This window comes from Streptosporangium sp. NPDC048047, assembly GCF_040653115.1.
In the GTDB taxonomy this organism is placed as follows: Bacteria; Actinomycetota; Actinomycetes; order Streptosporangiales; family Streptosporangiaceae; genus Streptosporangium.
In genome coordinates this window covers 192,667-211,976 of record NZ_JBEZNH010000002.1, presented here as the reverse complement: position 1 = coordinate 211,976, position 19,310 = coordinate 192,667, and the positions used below count along the sequence as shown (strand labels likewise).

The 19,310-nt window shown below is 73.0% G+C and carries 14 protein-coding genes and 1 pseudogene; 4 read left to right on the top strand and 11 right to left on the bottom strand.

Going from position 1 to position 19,310, the window contains the following annotated elements; genetic code table 11:
* Positions 1-163 precede the first annotated feature (163 nt).
* Positions 164-808, top strand: coding sequence for a DUF305 domain-containing protein (locus tag AB0D67_RS02725; RefSeq protein WP_362929131.1), 645 nt, complete (start codon positions 164-166; stop codon positions 806-808).
* A gap of 7 nt (positions 809-815) precedes the next feature.
* On the opposite strand, the gene AB0D67_RS02720 is transcribed toward AB0D67_RS02725, so the two are convergent.
* The 4 genes from AB0D67_RS02720 to ahcY form a co-directional block, all read right to left on the bottom strand.
* Positions 816-2,027 carry a cellulose binding domain-containing protein gene (locus AB0D67_RS02720; RefSeq protein ID WP_362929129.1) on the bottom strand — a complete coding sequence of 404 codons (1,212 nt, stop codon included), beginning with the start codon at positions 2,025-2,027 and terminating at the stop codon, positions 816-818.
* Between the two features lie 112 nt (positions 2,028-2,139).
* Positions 2,140-3,558, bottom strand: coding sequence for a cellulose binding domain-containing protein (locus AB0D67_RS02715; protein WP_362929126.1), 1,419 nt, complete (start codon positions 3,556-3,558; stop codon positions 2,140-2,142).
* A gap of 586 nt (positions 3,559-4,144) precedes the next feature.
* Entirely contained in the window at positions 4,145-5,386 is a 1,242-nt protein-coding gene (locus AB0D67_RS02710; RefSeq protein WP_362929124.1) for an adenosylhomocysteinase, read from the bottom strand.
* Positions 5,387-5,611: 225 nt separating this feature from the next.
* Positions 5,612-7,039 (bottom strand): adenosylhomocysteinase, encoded by a 1,428-nt coding sequence (gene ahcY / locus AB0D67_RS02705; protein WP_362929122.1) that lies wholly within the window; start codon positions 7,037-7,039, stop codon positions 5,612-5,614.
* A gap of 192 nt (positions 7,040-7,231) precedes the next feature.
* Between ahcY and AB0D67_RS02700 the strand changes: the two are divergent.
* Positions 7,232-7,561: pseudogene (locus AB0D67_RS02700) on the top strand (MerR family DNA-binding transcriptional regulator); the annotation flags it as partial.
* Between the two features lie 207 nt (positions 7,562-7,768).
* Positions 7,769-9,244 carry a Fic family protein gene (locus AB0D67_RS02695; RefSeq protein ID WP_362929120.1) on the top strand — a complete coding sequence of 492 codons (1,476 nt, stop codon included), beginning with the start codon at positions 7,769-7,771 and terminating at the stop codon, positions 9,242-9,244.
* 214 nt (positions 9,245-9,458) lie between these two features.
* Here AB0D67_RS02695 and AB0D67_RS02690 read toward each other — a convergent pair whose 3' ends face one another.
* From AB0D67_RS02690 to AB0D67_RS02670, 5 genes are read right to left on the bottom strand one after another with little or no spacing between them, the layout of a single operon-like run.
* The gene (locus AB0D67_RS02690; RefSeq protein WP_362929118.1) at positions 9,459-10,463 is read right to left on the bottom strand and encodes a cation diffusion facilitator family transporter; all 1,005 of its coding nucleotides are present in this window, start codon (positions 10,461-10,463) and stop codon (positions 9,459-9,461) included.
* Between the two features lie 49 nt (positions 10,464-10,512).
* Positions 10,513-11,619, bottom strand: coding sequence for an SIS domain-containing protein (locus AB0D67_RS02685; protein ID WP_362929116.1), 1,107 nt, complete (start codon positions 11,617-11,619; stop codon positions 10,513-10,515).
* Complete coding sequence (locus AB0D67_RS02680) at positions 11,616-11,789, bottom strand: Trm112 family protein (RefSeq protein ID WP_362929114.1); 174 nt, start codon at positions 11,787-11,789, stop codon at positions 11,616-11,618. Before AB0D67_RS02680 ends, AB0D67_RS02685 begins: the two co-directional genes overlap by 4 nt.
* 4 nt (positions 11,790-11,793) lie before the next feature.
* Positions 11,794-13,146 (bottom strand): phosphomannomutase/phosphoglucomutase, encoded by a 1,353-nt coding sequence (locus AB0D67_RS02675; RefSeq protein WP_362929112.1) that lies wholly within the window; start codon positions 13,144-13,146, stop codon positions 11,794-11,796.
* Between the two features lie 49 nt (positions 13,147-13,195).
* Positions 13,196-13,564 carry a DUF3499 domain-containing protein gene (locus AB0D67_RS02670; RefSeq protein WP_179819439.1) on the bottom strand — a complete coding sequence of 123 codons (369 nt, stop codon included), beginning with the start codon at positions 13,562-13,564 and terminating at the stop codon, positions 13,196-13,198.
* A gap of 403 nt (positions 13,565-13,967) precedes the next feature.
* Between AB0D67_RS02670 and AB0D67_RS02665 the strand changes: the two genes are divergently transcribed.
* On the top strand, positions 13,968-14,363 hold the full coding sequence (locus tag AB0D67_RS02665) for a metallopeptidase family protein (protein WP_362929110.1): 396 nt from the start codon (positions 13,968-13,970) through the stop codon (positions 14,361-14,363).
* 98 nt (positions 14,364-14,461) lie between these two features.
* On the opposite strand, the gene AB0D67_RS02660 is transcribed toward AB0D67_RS02665, so the two are convergent.
* Both AB0D67_RS02660 and AB0D67_RS02655 read right to left on the bottom strand, forming a co-directional pair.
* Positions 14,462-15,886 carry a DUF5719 family protein gene (locus tag AB0D67_RS02660; protein WP_362929108.1) on the bottom strand — a complete coding sequence of 475 codons (1,425 nt, stop codon included), beginning with the start codon at positions 15,884-15,886 and terminating at the stop codon, positions 14,462-14,464.
* Positions 15,883-19,011 (bottom strand): glycosyltransferase family 2 protein, encoded by a 3,129-nt coding sequence (locus AB0D67_RS02655; RefSeq protein ID WP_362929106.1) that lies wholly within the window; start codon positions 19,009-19,011, stop codon positions 15,883-15,885. The genes AB0D67_RS02660 and AB0D67_RS02655 overlap by 4 nt, the downstream gene beginning before the upstream one ends.
* Between the last annotated feature and the right edge of the window lie 299 nt (positions 19,012-19,310).

The window sequence follows — 19,310 nt, the reverse complement described above, 5'->3', positions numbered from 1 at the left end:
GCCATAAAAGTCGCATAAATGCCTGAATCGTTCATCCCAGACCGATGATCGGACAAGCCTTCACAGTGTCAGCAAGTTTTTCCGTTTTGCTCTATTTACCTACCCCTTATGGGCATATTAGGGTGTTCCGACGTCGCTACCGGGATACGTTTGAGGAGGTCGGGTGCGCGGAGCGCTGGTCGCCGTGGCCGCCGTCCTGTGCCTGAGCGCGTGCAGCGCGGGCGCCGACCGTCCCTCCGTCCAGGCGGCGCAGCAGACGGCGCCGATCATCGCGCCCGGCCGCCCCGGCGAGCCCGCCCGGACGCTCAGCCCCGGTGAGGCCGCCACCGCCGTGCCCTCCCCCACCGCCAACGCCGCCGACGTCGAGTACGTGCAGGACATGATCGTCCACCACCGGCAGGCGCTCGACATGGCGTCCCTGGCCCCCGAGCGGGCCCGGAACGCCAAGGTCAAGGGGCTGGCCGCGCGTATCAAGGACGCCCAGGGCCCGGAGATCCAGTACATGGCCGCCTGGCTGCAGCAGCAGGGCCAGCGGGTCCCCGACCAGCACGGCGACCACGCCGCCATGCCCTCCATGCCGGGGATGGCCACCCCCGAGCAGATGGCGGCGCTCAGGGCCGCATCCGGAGAGGACTTCGACCGGCTCTTCCTGGAGCTCATGACCGCCCACCACCGCGGTGCCCTCACGATGTCGGAGCAGGTCCTGGTCGACGGCTCGCACATCAAGATCGAGGAGCTGGCCAACGAGGTCTCCGTCGGCCAGACCGCCGAGATCAACAGGATGCGGGAGATCCTCGCCGGGCTCTGAGCCGCCGCTATCGCAGGTACGCCGCGAGGCCGAGCCGCTGGTCGCGCACCGCCCCGGCGACGAGGCCGGCGATCTGCCGGGCCCCGGCGGCCTCGAAGTGGGTGTGGTCGTCGGCGAAGAAGGCTCCGACCGGGCCGGAGGTGTAGTCGCCGTTGAACGGGCAGAAGCGCAGGCTGTTGTAGAGCGTGTAGCTCAGCCTGTGCAGGTCGACGACCGGCGCGCCGGTGGCCGCGCCCACGGCGAATGTGTCGGCGACGAACCCGCGGTTGGGTGTGGCCGTGCTTCCGCTGCAGGTCAGGGCGGCTACGGGGGTCACGAGCACGGGATTGGCGCCGCGCTGCCGGGCCGCGCCGACCATCGCGGTGAGCAGCTCCCGGTACCTGGCGGCGCCGACGTGGCGGGGGCAGGTGGCGGAGCCGTCGTTGATGCCGAACTGGATGAACAGATGGTCGCCGGCCTTCATCCCGGTCGACGCGTCGAGCATGGCCTGCCAGCGGGAGGCGTAGGCGGTCGAGCTGAGGACGCACTCGCCGGCGGAGTTCATGCGGTCGGTGACGGCCGACTCGTACAGCCAGGTCTGGACGCTCCGCCCTCCCACGGCGCCGTTGACCACGGTGGCGTTCGCGGTGAGGTACTGGCCGAGCTCCCTGCCCCAGCCGACGATGGGGGCGCCGGAGCTGTTGGCGACGGTGGAGTCACCGGCCAGCCAGACCGTGATCCGGCTCGGTGTCGGGGTACTGCTCGGCGTCGGGCTGGAGCCGGGGCCGGAGGGGCTCGGGGACGGTGAGGCCGTACCGGCCGCCCCGGTGCAGGGGCTGCCGTTGAGCGTGAAGGAGGCAGGCACCGGGTTGCCGGCGCTCCAGGCGCCGTTGAACCCGAAGCCGACCGATCCGCCTGTCGCGATGGTCCGGTTGTAGTCGACGTTCCTCGCGGTGACGCCGGCGCCGCTCTGGACGACCGTGGCGTTCCACGCCTGTTCGACGCGCTGGCCCGCCGTGAAGGTCCAGGCCAGCGTCCACCCGTTGACGGCGTCACCGAGGTTGGTCACGGTCACGTCCGCGCCGAACCCGCCGGCCCACTGATCGGTGACGCGGTAGCCGACGGCGCATCCGACGGCGGCGCCGGCGGCCGGCGCCCCGGCCGCCCAGGTCAGCGCTCCGGTCAACGCCGCCAGAGCCGAAGCGATCAGGGCGGTGGCCCGTCGCCGGAACATGTTCATCCGCGGTCTCACTTTCCGGGGGTCCGCCGGCTCCGGGCCGGTCCGCGTGGCCGGAACCGTGCACTCGGGTGGTTCGGTTCGCCGGGCCGGCGGGCGGCCCGCGGAAGCGCCGTCAGGTGACCCGGCACCCGGCGCCGTCGAGGGTGAAGGAGGCCGGTACTCCGTTGACGCCGTTCCATGTCGCGGTGAAGCCCACGGTCGCGGAGGCGCCGGGGGCGAGTGACGTGGCCCAGTCCGGACCGCTGACGGCGACGGACGCCCCGGCCTGGGTGAACGCGCCGTTCCAGCCCTGGCCGATCTGCTGGCCGTCGGCGAACGTCCAGCGCAGCGTCCACGGGTCGAGGGTGCGGCCTCCGGTGTTGGTGACCCGTACATCACCCTGGAAGCCGCCGGCCCACTGGTTGGTCACGGTGTAGCGCACTTCGCAGCTGAGCGCCGCCCCGCTCGGCGTGGGGGTGGGTGACGCCGAGGGCGTGGGACCGGGCGGTACGGAGGGCGTCGGGGTCGGGGTGGGGCTCGGAGCGAGGTGCCCGGCCACGATCGGCGCCAGCGCGGCCGCGATCGCGCGGTGTCCCGCGTCATTGGGGTGGACGCCGTCGGACAGTCCGTCGGGCGGCACCCATCCGTCCGTGTCGACGAAGAAGACGTTGCGGTCACCGGCGTCGTTGACGGTCTGGACCGCGGCCTGGGTCTGCGCGGCGTACCGCCCGCGGAAGGTCCGCAGGGCCAGGATCGCGGCCCGCGGATACCTGCTCCGGACGGTGCGCAGCAGCCCGGCGTAGGACGTCTGGAACTGCGTCGAGGACACGCCGTGCCCGACGTCGTTGGTGCCGAGGTTGATCACGACGACATCCGCCCGGTATCGGGAGAAGTCATGGTCGGCGGCCCCGTCGACGGCGCTGACCTTCACGAAGCGGCGGTCCAGGCCGACGCAGCCGTCGGCGGTGGTGACCAGGCAGGCGCCTCCCTGGGCCACCTGCGTGTGGTCCAGCCCGAGTCGCTCGCCGACGAGCCATCCGTAGGCGGTGAGGGCGTTCTTGGAGGTGGTGGTCCCGACGGTGATGGAGTCGCCGACGAACTCCACCATGCCGCGGGCCGGCCGGGCCGGCAGGGTGTGCGCCCCCGGGTCGAGCACCAGCCCCTGGAACACCGCGTCGCCGTGGTAGGAGCCGGCCACCACGCGGTAGGACACCCGCAGGGTGTGGTCGCCGACGGGCAACGGCTTCGGCGTCAGGTCGACCGTGCCGCGCACGTTCTGCAGGTACACGTCGGGGCCCGCGTCGATGCTGTAGTAGAGGTCGATGGTGTCGCGCTGCTTCAGCTTGACGGTGGTGCCCGTGAAGCCGGTCGTGAGGTAGGCGCCGGCCCAGCCCGGGACGTAGGCGCCGGCGGCACGGGTGTCCCAGCGGCCGACGAAGCGGATGTTCAGGTCGGCCGGCGTCCCGTCTCCGGTGGCGGCCCCGGCGCCGGGCGACGTCGCGAGCACGGCCGCGAGGGTGGTGGCCACGGCGGCGAGGCGCATGAGTCTCATCGCGGTCCTTTTCTCCTGCGGCGGGGTGACCGCACGGCGACCGCTCCGGGAACCACCGCGTACGGCGCCGCCGGGCACTGCCCGGCTCCGCGCCGGATGCTCGGACCGCCTCGTCGGCGGCCCCGCGGTGTGGCCGGTTCCGCGTGGTCCTCCGGGGCCGTGCCATCGGCCCCGGTCGCATACCGGCCGCTCTTTTCCGAACGTCGCACAGCGATTACCGAATCGCTACCGTAAAACGATTCAGACCGTAAGAACGGAAAAGCACCCCGTCAACCCACCCGTCGGCGGATGCCCGGATTCCATCACCGCCGTCAACGGTGATCTCGCAGCTCAGGCGAATGGCGATCCCGCGTTGACCGGCCACGGTGAATGTGAAAATTTCACGGTCCGAACGCCCGCCGAGGCTTTCCGAAAAGCGCTGGAAATCGAGATGCCGCGCATTCCGCCGACGGACGAGCCGATCGGTGACGACGCGTGGACGGCGACGGCATGGTGCGCCGTCACCGCGTCGGGCGGGCGCCTCCGGCCGAAGCGGCCGTCCGGCCGCGAGCCTCCCCCCGAAAGGAGATCGTGGCGTCGTGGAACGTCAGGAGCCGAGCCGCCAGGAGTGGAGGTACTTCTCCTGTTCGCCGGTGAGGACGTCCACCTCGATCCCGGCGGCGGCCAACCGCAGCCGCGCCACCTCCACGTCCACCTCCTCCGGCACGTCGTAGACGCCGGGTGCCAGCTCCGCGCCCTCCCGGGCCAGCCACTCGACCGCGAGCGCCTGCGCGGAGAAGGACATGTCCATGACGGCGGCCGGGTGCCCCTCGGCGGCGGTCAGGTTGACCAGGCGGCCCTCCGCGAGCAGCAGGAGCCGCCGGCCGTCGGCGAGGACGTACTCGTCGGTGCTGGGCCGCACGCCGTGGTGCACGGCCACGGCCATGTCGTCCAGGGCCCGCACGTCGATCTCCACGTCGAAGTGCCCGGCGTTGGCGAGGATCGCGCCGTCCTTCATCGCCGCCAGGTGCTCGCCCCTGATCACGTCGCGGTTGCCGGTGACGGTGACGAACACGTCTCCCGCCGGGGCCGCCTCGCGCATCGGCCGCACCTCGTAGCCCTGCAACGAGGCGTCCAGCGCCTTGACCGGGTCGATCTCGGTGACCACCACCCGGGCGCCCAGCCCCTTGGCCCGTTCGGCCACGCCCCGGCCGCAGTAGCCGAACCCGGCGACCACCACGGTCTTGCCTGCCAGCAGGGTGTTGGTGGCGCGCATGATGCCGTCGATCGTGGACTGGCCGGTGCCGTAGCGGTTGTCGAACATCCGCTTGGTCCGGGTGTCGTTGACCGCGACGACGGGGAACCGCAGGGCCCCCTCGGCCGCCATCTGCCGCAGCCGGATGATCCCGGTGGTGGTCTCCTCGCAGCCCGCGGTGACCCCGTCGAGCAGTTCCGTCCGCTCGGTGTGCAGGATGTTGACCAGATCGCAGCCGTCGTCGAGGACGATGTCCGGGCCGATGTCGAGCGCCCGGTGGATGTGCCGGTAGTACGCCGCGCGGTCCACCCCGGCCAGCGCGTGCACGGCCACGTCGTATCCGGCCAGGGCGGCGGCGACGTCGTCCTGGGTGGACAGCGGGTTGGAGGCGGCCAGCGCGACCTCGGCCCCGCCCGCCCGCAGCGCGCCCATGAGCACCGCGGTCTCGGCGGTCACGTGCAGGCACGCGGCGATCCGCAGGCCGTCGAAGGGCCGCTCGGCGGCGAACCGCTCTCCGAGGGCGGTGAGCACCGGCATCGCCCGCGCCGCCCAGCCGATCCGCCGTTCTCCGGCGGCCACGAGCTCGCTGTCCACGTCTCTCCCCACCTGCCCGAAACCCGTGCGCCTCGAAACCCCGTGCGCCCTGAAGCCCCGTGTGTCTCGAAGCCCCACGCGCGCGGAGCCCTGTACGTCCGGATCCCCGTACGCCCGGAGCCCCATGTGCCCGAAGGCCCCCGCGGTTCGCCGCGGGGGCCGGAGGACCTGTCACCGGATCATCTCCGCCCGGCCCCGTGGGGCCGGGCGGGAGTCCCGGGAGTCCTAGTAGCGGTAGTGGTCGGGCTTGTAGGGGCCCTCGACGTTCACGCCGATGTAGTCGGCCTGGGACTTGGTGAGCGTGGTCAGCTTGACGCCGAGCGCGTCGAGGTGGAGGCGGGCGACCTTCTCGTCGAGGTGCTTGGGCAGCACGTAGACGCCGATCGGGTACTGCTCGGTCTTGGTGAACAGCTCGATCTGGGCGATCACCTGGTTGGTGAAGGAGTTCGACATCACGAACGAGGGGTGGCCGGTGGCGCAGCCGAGGTTCATCAGGCGGCCCTCGGCGAGCACGATGATGGCGTGGCCGTCGGGGAAGGTCCAGGTGTGGACCTGCGGCTTGACCTCGGTCTTGACGATGCCGGGGGTCTTCGCCAGCCCGGCCATGTCGATCTCGTTGTCGAAGTGGCCGATGTTGGACACGATCGCGTTGTGCTTCATCTTCGCCATGTGGGCGGCGGTGATGATGTTGAAGTTGCCCGTCGTGGTGACGAAGATGTCGGCGATCCCGACGACGTCGTCCAGCGTGGTGACCTGGAAGCCGTCCATGGCCGCCTGCAGGGCGCAGATCGGGTCGATCTCGGTGACGATGACGCGGGCGCCCTGGCCGCGGAGGGCGTCGGCGCAGCCCTTTCCGACGTCGCCGTAGCCGCACACGACCGCGACCTTGCCGCCGATGAGGACGTCGGTGGCGCGGTTGAGTCCGTCGATGACGGAGTGGCGGCAGCCGTACTTGTTGTCGAACTTCGACTTGGTGACCGAGTCGTTGACGTTGATCGCCGGGAAGAGCAGCGTGCCGGCCTTGAACATCTCGTACAGGCGGTGGACGCCGGTCGTGGTCTCCTCGGTGACGCCCTTGATCTGCGAGGCGATCTTCGTCCACCGCTTCTCGCCGGAGACCGTACGGCGGAGCAGGTCGAGGATGACCTGCCACTCCTCCGGGTCGTCCTCGGCGGCGCTGGGAACGGCGCCGGCCTTCTCGTACTCGGCGCCCTTGTGGACGAGCAGGGTGGCGTCGCCGCCGTCGTCGAGGATCATGTTGGGGCCGTCATCGCCGGGCCAGGCCAGCGCCTGCTCGGTGCACCACCAGTACTCCTCCAGGGTCTCGCCCTTCCAGGCGAAGACCGGGACGCCCTTGGGGTCATCGACGGTGCCCTCGGGGCCCACGACGACGGCCGCGGCGGCGTGGTCCTGGGTGGAGAAGATGTTGCAGCTGACCCAGCGGACCTCGGCGCCGAGCGCGACCAGGGTCTCGATGAGCACGGCGGTCTGGATCGTCATGTGCAGCGAGCCCATGATCTTCGCACCCGCCAGGGGCTGGGCCTCGGCGTACTCCTTGCGGATCGCCATCAGGCCCGGCATCTCGTGCTCGGCGAGCTGGATCTCCCTGCGCCCGAAGGCGGCAAGGGAAAGGTCGGCGACCTTGAAGTCCATGTGTTACCCCTTTGATCAGTGGTCGCGTTCGTCCCGGGCCCCGCCGCGCCCGGCGGCCCCGCTTCGCTCGGGGACCCGGCTCGCCACTCGGTCGGAAAGCCGTCGGTCCGAGTTTAGGCGGCCGATCCGGCCGGGCGCATCTTCCAAACGGGTAACCTGACAGAAGAATGTAAGAATCGGCGGGAGGCCGGGATGCGGATCACGGAAGCGGCCCGGCGGCTCGGGATGTCCCCCCGGATGCTCCGCTACCGCGAGGCCCTCGGGTTGCTGCCCCCGGTCAGGAGCCGCGGCTCGCACCGGCGGTTCGGCCCCGAGGAGCTCTCGGCGGTGGCCCAGGGGGTGGAGCTGGAGAGGCGGTTCGACGTCTCCCCCGCCGAACTGGCCTTCGGGCTGCGGGTGCTGAGCGACCCGGCGGTGGCGCAGGCCGTACGCGACCTCGGCCTGCGGATCGGCAGGCTGCAGGCCCCGCGCCGGGCACTGGACTTCGAGAAGGAGAAGGCGCTGCGCCTGCTGCAGGGCCGCCCCCCTGGCGCGACGGAAGCCCCGCCCCGGAGCCGCCCCCCGCGTACGGCGGAAGCCCCGCCGACCTCCTCAGCGGCGCGGCGCGGCACGCGGGTCCCACCGGCGCGCCCACACGGTTGACCAGGCCGCGCGGCGAAGCATCGGTCTGCCTTCCCCCGATGGGCCGAACCTCCGGTGAGGCATCATCCCGGGTCCTATCCTTGCCTCATGCGCTGGCAAGACGTCGAACCGCTCCCTGATCTCAATGGTGGGATCTCGGCGATCCTCGCCTCGGCCGACGCGCTGAAGGGTGCCTGGGAGGACTGGCTCGAACACATCGACGAGCAGGAGTTCCGCCGGACACGCCGGCGCAGCCTGCGCAGGCACGCCATCGAGACCGGCATCATCGAGCGTCTCTACGACGTCGACTGGGGCGTGACGCTCGCGTTGGTCGCCGAAGGCCTCACCCAGGAAGCGGCCGCCCGCGAGGGAGGCATCAGCGATGACACCCTGGCGGTGATCCGCTCACAGTACGACGCCCTGGAGTTCCTGGCCGACGCGGCCAGAGGAGGCAGGGACCTGAGCGTGCACTTCGTGCGTGAACTCCACCAGGCGATCACCCGACGCCAGCTCACCTACGGCGCCACCGACACCCTGGGACGCGTCTTCGAAGCCCCGATGCGGCACGGCGAGTGGAATAGGCATCCCAACCACGTCGTCCGTCCGGACGGCACACTCTTGGAGTACACCCCGCCCGAGCACGTGCAGGCTCAGATGGACCAGCTGATCGCGATCTACCAGAAAACGGAGGCGGCGCATCCGATCACGCGAGCGGCGTGGCTGCACCACCGTTTCATCCGCATCCATCCCTTTGAGGATGGCAACGGCAGGGTGGCGCGCGCGTTGACGCTGCTGGTTCTCCTTCGTGACAACTACGCCCCGCTGGTCGTGGACCGCTCGCAACGTGCCCGGTACATCGACGCGCTCGACCAGGCGAATGCCGGTGACCTGGCCCCTCTGATCCGGCTCTTCGCCCGCCTGGAGATCAGTGCGTTGCGGTTCGAGCTGGAAGCCCCCTCCGTCCTTCGGGAGACCGCCGGTGGAGCGGCCGAGGTGGCTCGTGCGCACGCCGACCGGCTACGCCTGAACCTCGTGGCGAAGGACTCCGCAGGTCGTTCGGGTCCCGCCGTCCGGCTGGCGGGCTCGCTGCAGACCAAGGTCGCCCACTACCTGCGCAAGCAGGGAGACGCTCTGCGCGACGCCTTCGCGACCATCGCCCCGGAGACGGTCGTCCACGTTCACCACGCCGAACCGCCGAGCCAGCGGTCCCTGCTTCACAGGGACCGCTTCCGGGCCATGGCCAACAGCGCCGGATTCCGTCCCAACCTGAACGAGGGCGTCTGGTGGGCCACTCTCTACATGGAGATCGTGGGATACGCGCTTCACTTCCACACGGCCATCATCAAGGCGGGTCCGCCGAACACAGGCGCACTCGTCTTCACCGTCTCGGCCGCCGTGTCACCACCGGGAGAGATCGAAAGCAACGACCTCCCGGTCCCTGTCTGGGCCTGTGATCCGACTCCGGACGACAGCGTGACGCTTGTCTTCAGCGACGCCCCTGACGCGCGCTGGCCCGAGATCACCGAGGTGATCGACCAGGTGCTGACCGCTGCCGTCGATCAGCTGGGCCAGCAACTCGGCTGATCACATCCGCCCGAGAGCAAGGAACCCGAGAGCAAGGAACAGGGCGTTCCCACGGCACAGGGAACCGGTGAGGGGCGACCCGGCGGCGTGACCTCCAAGACCTCGCGCTTCCTACGGTGGGACGAGCGGCTGGATCCGCCGGAAAGAGCACCCGGAGACGCCGAAGGGGCCCGGCGTGACGGCCGGGCCCCTTCCGGGACGAGCGTCGCGGACGTTACGGGCGGCTCAGCGACGGGTCGTCGGCCGGAGCAGGCGAGTCACCGGCCGGAGCCGACGAGCCGTCAGCCGGGGCCGGTGAGCCACCGGCCGCCGCCCGGTCGAGGTCCGGCTCCAGGTAGATGACGCGGGCCGTCGGCACGGCGGCGCGGATGCGCTGCTCGGCCTCGTCGATGCCGCGCGCCACCATCGCGGCCGTGTCGTCGTGGTCCACCGCGATCTTGGCGGCGACGAGGATCTCCTCGGGCCCCAGGTGCAGGGTCCGCATGTGGATGACCCGGGCGACCTCCGGTGTGCCCTCCAGGGCCGCGCAGATCTTCCGCTCGACCTCCGGGCCGGCGCTCTCACCGATCAGCAGCGACTTGGTCTCGACCGCGAGGATCGCCGCGATGACGGCGAGCAGCACGCCGATCGCCATCGTGCCGACGCCGTCCCACACGCCGTTGCCGGTGATCACGGCCATCGTCACACCGGCCAGCGCCAGCACAAGTCCGACCAGCGCGCCGAAGTCCTCCAGCACGATGACCGGCAGCTCCGGCGACTTGGAGCGGCGGATGAACTGCATCCAGGACTGCTTGCCCCGGATCGGGTTCGACTCCTTGATGGCGGTGCGGAAGGAGAAGCCCTCCGCGATGATGGCGAAGATCAGCACGCCGAACGCCACGGCCGGCGTCTCCACCGGGTGCGGGTCGGAGATCTTGTGCCAGCCCTCGTAGAGGGAGAACAGCGCGCCGATCGTGAACAGCACCACCGCCACGACGAAGGCGTAGAAGTAACGCTCGCGCCCGTAGCCGAACGGGTGCTCACGGGTGCGCTTGCGCTCGGCCTTCTTTCCGCCCACCAGCAGCAGCACCTGGTTGCCGGAGTCGGCCACGGAGTGGATGGACTCCGCGAGCATCGACGACGACGTCGTGATCAGGAAGGCCACGAACTTCGCCACCGCGATCGCCAGGTTGGCGGCCAGTGCCGCGATGATCGCCTTGTTACCGCCGCCCGCGCTCACGCCGGCCTCCCTGCTGCTTCCACAATCGATCCCATTCGGTCCGTCCCGCCTACTGCGGGATTCTCGCCTTCAGCTCCGTGATCGCCCCCACCGGGGACGGGTCGATCCCGTACCCGAGAGCGAGGTACGTACTCGCGTAGTCTCCCAGCCCGATCAGGGAGGCGAGCCGCTCCAGGGGGTGCGTCCCCTCGGCGGAGACCTGCGTGACGGGCACCCCGCGGTCCTCCGCCAGCCGTACCGAGACCTCGCGGCGGCGCGCCGCCTGGGGGTGCTCCTCGGTGTCGCGCAGCATGACCAGCCGCAGCGACCGCGACTGCTCGTCGGCGAAGATGTCACGGGTTGCCAGAGGACCGTCGAGCGCCATCACCTGGTTGTGGCCGGCCTCGGGGATCTCACCCCAGAGCGCCGGATATTTGGCGTTCTCGTTGAGCTGGCAGGCCCAGCGGTAGGCGGCGACCGCGGCGAGCGGCGACGACCCCCAGACCATCGGCACCGTCTCGGCCAGCTCCATGGCCAGCGACTTGCCGGGGTTGATGAACGACTCGCTGGCCGGACGGCACCGGTGGGCGATGTCCTCCAGCCGTGCGGCCACACCCTCGAACAGCTCGTCCGGCGCCTCGATCAGCCGCATCCGGGCGGCGGCGACGACGAGCGGCACCGACAGCGCCCAGACGGCGGCGCGCGGCTGTCCGCCGACGGTGACGGGCACGAACGGCGCGCCCGCCTGCCGGGCGACCGACGCGAGCGGCGAGTCGGGCGCGCCCACGGCGAGCAGGCGGCATCCGCGGCGAACGGCCTCCATCGCCGTCGCGAGCGTCTCCTCGGTACGGCCAGAGCAGGACACCGCGATCACCAGATCGGTCGCGCCGACCCAGCCGGGCAGCCGCAGGGACCGTACGGTCACGATGGGAAGCGGGACGCCGGGGCCGCACACCGCGCCCAGGATGTCACCGGCGATGCCGGATCCGCCCATGCCCACGACCACGACGGCCCGGGGCCTGCCGTCGTCGGCGAGCGACGACAGGTCGGCCTCGGCGGCGGCCCGGTGGTAGGTCCGGACCTGCGCGGCGGAGGAGGCCACCGCGGGCAGCATCCCCGCGGGGTCGCCCGCGGTCAGCCACTCCTGGTCGTCGAGGCGGTCCGGCTCCCAGCTCACGACTTCCGGGCCTCGTCGACGAGCAGCACCGGGATGTCGTCGCGGACCGGGTACACCAGGCCGCAGGACGGCGAGGTGCAGGAGAGCTCGTCGGCCTCCGGCTTGGCGCGCAGCGGTGACTTGCAGTTGGGGCAGGCCAGGATCTCAAGCAGCCAGTCGTCGATCTTCACTCGCTCAGCTCCTCACGACAGCGAGGACTTCGTCCCTGATCGCTGCCATCTGAATGTCGTCGGCCGCCTCGGCGTTCAGCCTGAGCAGCGGCTCGGTGTTGGACGGACGGAGGTTGAACCACCATCCGGGGCCGGACACGGTCAGGCCGTCCAGCTCGTCGAAGGTGACGCCGTCACGGGCGGCGAACCGCTCGCGGACCCGCTCGACGGCCGCTCCCTGGTCGGCGACCGTGCTGTTGATCTCGCCGGAGGCGGCGTAACGGGTGTAGGCGGCGAGCAGGTCCGACAGCGGACGGTCCTGCTCGCCCAGCGCGGCCAGCACGTGCAACGCGGCGAGCATCCCGGTGTCGGCGGACCAGAAGTCCCCGAAGTAGTAGTGCGCGGAGTGCTCGCCGCCGAAGACCGCGCCGGTCCTGGCCATCTCGGCCTTGATGAACGAGTGGCCCACCCGGGTGCGGACCGGCTCGCCGCCGTACTCGGCGACGATCTCCGGCACGCTCAGCGAGGTGATCAGGTTGTGGATGATCCGGGCGCCGGGCCGCTTGGCCAGCTCGCGCACCGCGACCAGCGCGGTGATCGCCGAGGGGGAGACCGACTCGCCGCGCTCGTCGACCACCCAGCAGCGGTCGGCGTCGCCGTCGAAGGCCAGGCCGATGTCGGCGCCGGCGTCGAGGACGGCCTTCTGCAGGTCGCGGAGGTTCTCCGGCTCCAGGGGATTGGCCTCGTGGTTGGGGAAGGCGCCGTCCAGCTCGAAGTAGAGGGCGGTCAGCTCCAGCGGCAGCCCGTCGAACACCGTGGGGACGGTGTGGCCGCCCATGCCGTTGCCGGCGTCCACCACGACCCGCAGCGGCCGGATGCCCGACAGGTCGACCAGCGTGCGCAGATGGTCGGCGTACCCCCGCAGCAGGTCGCGCCGGGACACGCTCCCGCCGCCGGGCCCGCCGATCCCTTCGGCCAGCAGCTCGGCCGCCCGGTCGCGGATCACGGTGAGCCCGGTGTCGCCGCCGATCGGCACGGCTCCGGCCCGGCACATCTTCATGCCGTTGTAGCGGGCCGGGTTGTGGCTGGCGGTGAACATCACACCGGGCAGGCCGAGGCTGCCGCTGGCGTAGTACAGCATGTCGGTGGAGGCGAGGCCGATGTCGACCACGTCGGTCCCCCGCGAGGCGGCCCCGCGGGCGAACGCCGCGGCCAGCGGCTCGGAGGAGTCGCGCATGTCGCGGCCGACCACGGCGGTGCGGGCCCCGGTCACCTCCGCGAACGCCGCGCCGACCGCCTCGGCGGTCTCCTCGTCGAACTCGTCCGGCACGACGCCGCGAACGTCGTACGCCTTGAAGATCCTGGCGAGGTCGCCCACTCCAGCTCCGCCCCTTTATGTCGTGTCTGCCGACCCCAGCCTAGTAGGGTCAGCGGTCACGCTGGGGCTGAGCCGATCGGAGCACCCTGAGATGACCGCGCCGCCCGACCTCGACCCCCTGGCCGACCGGCTCGGTGCCGCCGCCCGGGGCGGGCCTGGCGGCCTCGCGCACCGCGTTGGCCAGGGCCTCCAGGTCGTCCGTGCTCGGCGGAGCGCCCTCGCTGGGCAGGCGGACGACCTCCCAGCCGCGGGGCGCTGTCAGCCGCTCGGCGTGCTCGGCGCACAGGTCGTAACAGTGCGGCTCGGCGTACGTCGCCAAGGGCCCGAGGACGGCGGTCGAGTCGGCGTAGACGTACGTGAGCGTGAATACGGCAGGCTGACTGCACGCGGTGCGGGAACAGCGGCGGACGGGGCTCACGGTGGGACCGTATCCGGTAAGCGTCCGGGGCGCCACTACCTGAGCGCTCTTAACGAGCGTGTCGCCACAATTCGGACACGTGTCCCGGCTTTCACCCGCCTGTACGGCTTGCCCCCGGCCGCGGCGGGACCGGGGCGTCACGGCGGGAGCGGGACAGGGGGCGAAGCGGACCTCGGGGGATACCGGGGACGGGATGGCACGGCGGGAGCGGGACAGGGGCCGGAGCGGACATCAGGGGGAACACCGGAGGCGGGATGGCACGGCGGGAGCGGGACAGGGGCCGGAGCGGACATCGGGGGGAACACCGGGGGAACGCCGGAGGAACACGGCCTAAGCTTGGCCCGTGAGCTCGGCACCCGGTAGACCCCGCCCTCCCCGCCGCCGCGACCGGCACGGACGCGGCATGCGCGGCCCGCTGGCGCCCTCTCACGTGCCGATCGCCAAGTCCCGCGGCGAGCGCTTCGACGACCTCGTCCTCGACGCCGTGGACCGGCTCAAGCCCCGCTGGGGCAAGCAGCTGGCCGCCGTGCAGTTCGCGGTCGAGGAGGTGCCCCCGGCGGCCGATCTGAGCGACGGCCCCGGGCTGCTCGACGGCGAGCCCATCCCGTTCGGCCGGTCCGAGCCGGCCTCGGGGAAGCGGCCCGCCGTCGTCGTCGTCTACCGGCGCCCCCTGGAGGCCCGGGCCCGCGACCGCGAGCAGCTCGGCGCGCTGGTGCACGACACGGTGGTCGAGCAGGTCGCCGGGCTGCTGGGGCTGTCGCCGGAGACGGTGGACCCGGGCTACGAGGGCGAGGACTGAGGGGTCCCGCCGCCGGCGGGCCCCGGGGCGGGCCTCCCAGCCTCAGCGCCTCAGCGCCTCAGGGCCTCCCAGCTTCAGCGTCTCAGGGCCTCAGCGCCTCAGGGCAGCACGGCCGCCGCGGACTCGGCCATCGGCGGCACCAGCGCCCAGACCCGGGCCGCGGCCAGTGGCTGCACGGTCAGCGCCCGCCCGTCCGACAGGCGCTCGTCCATCACCCGCGCGCCGTACACCGGCCCCGACCCCGGCAGCGGCTCCGCGACCACCGCGAAGGCGCCGTCCACGTCGGGCAGCTCGACCTCCTTGGTGCGCGCGGCGGGGATCTCCACCTCGATCGGCTCCGGCGCCTTCCCCTTGCGCGGCAGCATCGTGACGCTCACCCTCCCGGCCGCCTCCGGCGCGCTGAACACCAGCCGGGAGCTCTTCTTGCCGCCCGTACGGTTGCCGGCGACCACGCTGCCCAGGTCGATCGGGGCGGCCCCGGCGGTGAAGCCCACATCGACCCGCCTGCCCGTCCCGGTGGCCGCCACCGCGGCCACGACCGGCACCGGGGAGGTGAGCAGGACCGCGGCGGGCCTGCCGTCCAGGCCGGCGGACAGGTCCATGACGGCGACCGACCCGGCGGGCACCTCGATCGCGTCGTGACCGTCCAGGGCGTAGGTGCCGTCGGGCGTGACGACCCGGACCTCGACGATCACGTCGGTCCCGGCGGGCGAGGCGACCAGCAGGTCGCGCCGGCCCCCGCCGCCGGGGACGCCGGGCACCACGACCCGGGTGGCCGGACCGGCGGAGAGCGGCAGCCAGTCGACGCCCCGCCCGCCGCTCATGACCGCGTGGGCCGCCGCGGTGACCCGGCCGAAGGCGGTGCTCACCTCGACGGCCATGACCAGCGGGGAGGGGGCGATGTCACGCAGCCTGATCGCGCGGCTCTCACCCGGCTCGATCATGATCGTGTCGCCGGAGCCGCCGGCCACCGGGCCCTCGCCGGAATAGACCGTGATCTCCACGCCGGCCGGGGCGAGGTCGGCGTTGGCGAGGTGGAGCGTGACGTCGGCCGCGGCCGGGCCCGGTCCGACCAGCCAGGCGCTCGCGCCCGGTTCCACGCACCGGACCCCGGCCAGCCCCCGCTGCTCGCCCGAGGTCTCCCGGCGGGTCTGCGCCGCCTCCAGCCCGGCCGCCATGTTCCCGGAGGCCGTCGCGACGATCGGCGGCGATCCCGCCTTCTGTCTCTCCTGCCACAGGCCGCCGGGAACGGTCAGGGTGGCCAGCGTCCTCTCCCCCGCGACCAGCGCGGCGGCGCCCTGTCCGCCGCCGCCCGGCGGGGTGACGACGCCGACGTCGGAGCCGCCGGGGTCGGGGCAGACGACCGTCACGGAGGCCACCGGCACCTTCCGCGGTGCGGGGGCGGGCGCGGCGGCGGTCCCTGGCCGGGTCGCGGCGGCGAAGCCGTACAGGACGGCCAGGCCCGAAAGGACGATCAGCACGAGCCGGGGCGGGCCGGAGCGGCGTTCGGCTGAGGTTCTCAACGGGCCACCGCCTCCCCGCCGGCCCGGGAGACGCCCCGGGAGACGTCCCGTGAGCCTCCCCGGGCGGCGCCCCCGGGATCCCCCGGAGGCTCGCCCGCGGCGGGCTCGTCACGCGCCCCGGGCGCGGCCATGATCGCGACGGCCGCGGCCATCACCGCCTGGACCCAGAGCCAGGGACCGTGCCACGGGTCGTCCGGGGCCGCCGGAAGGGGGGTGACCGGGATCGTCACCTGCCACACGCCCACCCTGCGCGACAGGCTCATCCTGGCCAGCTCGGGCTGGGAGTCCAGCGCGCGGCTGACCCGCGGGTCCACCGGCGAGGCCACCGCGACGAACCGCACCCCGTGGGCGGCCAGCACCCGGACGTCGTCGCCGCCCCTGCCCGAGACCAGCCCGGCCGCGGCGACGGCGACGCGGTCGCGCGGCCCCGCGGGCACGGGGACGTCGGCCTCGCCGACCAGCGGGGTACGGCGGTGCAGCACGGTGAAGGTGAAGCCGCCGCCCCGGGCGCGCAGCAGCAGGGTCAGGTCGCGGTCGCCGGAGTTGACCGCGGCCAGCGCCGGCATCGCGTCCGGAACGTTCCCGTTGATCGGTCCGTCCGCGCCCCGGGCGACCCAGGTGACGGCGGCGAGCAGGGGCGCGGAGCAGGCGGCCGCCACGACGGCGAGCGCGGCGACCCGGCGCGCCCGGCCCGCCGTACCCGCCGTACCCATCCGGTCCGCCGCGCTCGCCGTACCCGTCCGGCCCGCCGTGCCCGCCGTCAGGAACCTCGCGGCCCGGCGCGCGGCGAGGACCGCCACCGTCAGCATCCCGACGGCGGTGAAGGCGAGCGGCACGCCGGGCCAGGCGGGGCCCTGGACGTCGCCGTTCGGGGAGGCGACGGTGGTACGGCTGACCAGGACCGCGACCAGCAGGCCGAACAGCGCGACCCCCCAGCCGATCGCGGCGACCGGGCGGTCACGGCGCATGGCCGTCGTGGCCGTCACGACGACGCAGGCGGCGACGAGGCCGCAGGTCACCCAGGCCGGCGGCACGCCCGGCCCGCCGGGGCCGAGCGCCAGCAGCGTCCCGGCGGGCAGCGCGGGATCGGCGAGGTCGGACCGGTACAGACCGGCTTCCAGCAGCAGCCGCCCCGGATTCGCGGCGATCCCGGCCAGCCAGGGAAGCAGCAGCGCCACGGGGACGCCGGACACGATCGCGACCGAGGCCGCGATGCCCCGGCGAGGGAAGGCCAGCGCGGCCAGCGCGCCGAGGACCAGCACGAGGGGGTAGAGCAGCGGGGCGAAGGCCGTGCCGATGGCCAGCAGGAGGCCGAGCGCCCACGCGGCCCGGCGGGCGCGGCCGTGCTCGCCCGCGAGCACGGTGACGGCCAGCGCCGCGCAGGCGGGCAGCAGCACGAAGACCACGGCGGTGCCGAACCGTCCCGCGGCGATCGCGCCGGTGGCCACCGGCAGGAGCGCGTAGCAGGCGGCCGGCAGGGCCCGGGCCCACCGGCCGGGGACGAACGGGCGGGCCGCCGCGTAGGCGCACACCCCGGCGAGCGGCACGCAGCCGAGGAGCAGCAGCCAGACCGCGAGCCAGGTCTTGCCCAGCAGCACCGTGGAGACCGCGGCCAGCACCGCGACGTACGGCGGGGCCCACGCGTCGCCGCCCAGTGCCGCCGGACGGGGCCCGCCGGTGTAGAGGTCCCACAGGTCGGACGCCCCGCCGATCACCGGGACGAGCGCGCCCCCGCCCAGCCGGGCGCCGCCGAGCAGGGAGCGCTCGGCGGCCAGCGTGACCGCGGTCAGCGCCAGGAAGAGCAGAACGCCGGGGTTGCCGAGGAACCGCTGCATCCCCCCGGCGTCGGCGAGCAGCTCGTCGCCCTCCTCGGGTGTGGACACCGCGTGGTGGCGGCCCGCGGACTCCGGGATCCCGGCTCCCGACAGGCGGCTCTCCAGCCTCTCGGCCATCCGCCGGTAGCCCGCCCCCGGCGGGGTGAGCAGCCGGGCGACGGCCCGGTGGGACCGCCGCCGCCCCGCGGCGCGGGCCCGCCGGGCCTCCGCCAGCCGGGCGGGGCGGGCGAGCACCGAGCCGAGCGCGGCGATCTCGTCCAGCGCGGCGGCGGGCCGCTTGCCCAGCAGGAGCAGCAGGGCGCGGCAGACGGAGCCGGCGAGGTTGCGGGCCAGCGCCCACGGCAGCGACCGGGACGGCAGGTTCGCCATGACCACGAACACGGCGTTGCGCCGGTCCAGGCGGCGGAGTCGGCCGCCCCGGCCCGGACCGGTGCCGGAGCCTCTGGTGAAGACGGAACCGAAGCCGATGCCTCCTCCGGTGTCTCCGCCGAACCCGAACCCGGAACCGACGCCGGAACCGGAACCGGAGCCGGAACCGGAGCCGGAACCGGAACCGACGCTGACGCGGCGAAGGCGCCGGGTGGCCGCCTCGGCGTGCCAGGCGACGGCGCCGGCGACGTTCCGGACCCGGTACCCGGCGGACCATACCCGCCAGCACAGGTCGAGGTCGTCGCGGAACAACGGCAGGAAGGGGTCGAGCCCGCCCACCTCCTCCCAGACGTCGCGGCGGACGAGCATCCCGGCGGTGGAGACCGACAGCACGTCGCGGTCGGCGTCGTGCTGGCCCTGGTCGTACTCGCGGGGGTCCAGCCCGGTGTCCCTGCGTCCCGTCAGGTCCACGGTGACGCCGATCTCCAGCAGGACCCTCCGGTCCGCCCAGTCGAGGAGCTTGGGGCCGAGCACCGCGATCTCCGGGTCGTCGCCAGCCGCCCGCAGCAGGGCCCGCAGCGCGCCGGGGTCGGGTGCGCAGTCGTCGTGCAGCAGCCAGAGCCACTCCCGCCCGTCCGCCGGGCCGAGCCGGTCGAGCACCGCGGCGACGGCCTCGCCGAAACCGGTCCGGCGGGGCAGGGGAAGCACGGCGTTCGGGCCGAGGACGCCCCTCATCAGCTCGGCGGCGCCGTCGCGGCTGCCGGTGTCCACCCCGACGACGCGGTCCACCGCGCGGGTCTGCCCGAGCAGCGCGTCGAGGGTCTCCCCCAGCCATCGGGCGCCGTCGTGGCAGACGATGATCGCGGTCACGGTGTCGGGGGGCGAGGGTGCGTCGGTGACGGACATGCGTCTCGCGTCCATGAGGGGGTGATGATCGGCGACAACGATACGACACGGCCGTCAGGCATGTCAGGGGCGGAGAAAAGGTCATGTCCGCCGGGGAAGGATCATGTGCCCGGAAAGGAACACCGGCCTCCCGCACACGACGGCGGGCCGTACGGCGGACGGTCAGGGGGCCCGCGGACGGCGGAGCGCCGCATGGGCGGGCAGGACGCGGGCGCGAAAAAGGGCCACGCGCCCCCCACGGTCACGTGACCCCTCGTCATGTCACCGGACGCCCTTTCCGGACGCCCTCGTCGTCTGCCGGAACCCTCAGACCG

Coding starts and splice junctions, on each gene's coding strand:
- AB0D67_RS02720 (WP_362929129.1), bottom strand. CDS start 2,027: ATGAACATGTTCCGGCGACGGGCCACCGCCCTGATCGCTTCGGCTCTG.
- AB0D67_RS02715 (WP_362929126.1), bottom strand. CDS start 3,558: ATGAGACTCATGCGCCTCGCCGCCGTGGCCACCACCCTCGCGGCCGTG.
- ahcY (WP_362929122.1), bottom strand. CDS start 7,039: ATGGACTTCAAGGTCGCCGACCTTTCCCTTGCCGCCTTCGGGCGCAGG.
- AB0D67_RS02695 (WP_362929120.1), top strand. CDS start 7,769: ATGCGCTGGCAAGACGTCGAACCGCTCCCTGATCTCAATGGTGGGATC.
- AB0D67_RS02665 (WP_362929110.1), top strand. CDS start 13,968: ATGCGCGGCCCGCTGGCGCCCTCTCACGTGCCGATCGCCAAGTCCCGC.
- AB0D67_RS02655 (WP_362929106.1), bottom strand. CDS start 19,011: ATGGACGCGAGACGCATGTCCGTCACCGACGCACCCTCGCCCCCCGAC.